The 389-nt window shown below is 60.2% G+C and carries 2 protein-coding genes; one reads left to right on the plus strand and one right to left on the minus strand.

Going from position 1 to position 389, the window contains the following annotated elements; translation table 11 throughout:
• On the plus strand, nt 1-311 hold a 311-nt coding region (locus EE949_RS13670; protein ID WP_206335712.1), incomplete at its 5' end, for a GspH/FimT family protein.
• A gap of 6 nt (nt 312-317) precedes the next feature.
• Here EE949_RS13670 and EE949_RS29815 read toward each other — a convergent pair.
• Nucleotides 318-389, minus strand: a 72-nt coding sequence (locus tag EE949_RS29815; protein WP_241152854.1) for a hypothetical protein, incomplete at its 5' end; no start/stop codon positions are given.

Genomic DNA, 389 nt, shown 5'->3' on the forward strand with positions numbered 1-389 from the left:
CGATCCATGCGATAGACGGGGACTGGAGCAACGGCTGGCGGATCATTCTCGATACGGATGGCAAAGGCCCCGACGATCAGGACGTGTTGCTCATCGAGCGCGCGAGGTCGCCCGACACCCGAATCGTCGGCAACAGGAAAGTGGCTGAACATCTGACATTCACCGGGCTGGGCGGCCTGCGTAACTCGGCCAACGGGACGATACATGTGTGCGTCAAAGACCAGCCGGTCAGCCACTACCGCGTGATAGTGGCCAGGACCGGGCGAGTCAGGATCGACGATAAGAAGGCTGATGCGCCACTGTGCAGTTGAGCGAACTCAGAGCAGCGACTTGACCCGCAATTCCTTGGGCATGGAGAACGTAATGTTCTCTTCGCGACCGGCCAGCTC

Source organism: Pseudomonas viridiflava, assembly GCF_900602065.1.
Taxonomy (GTDB): domain Bacteria; phylum Pseudomonadota; class Gammaproteobacteria; order Pseudomonadales; family Pseudomonadaceae; genus Aquipseudomonas.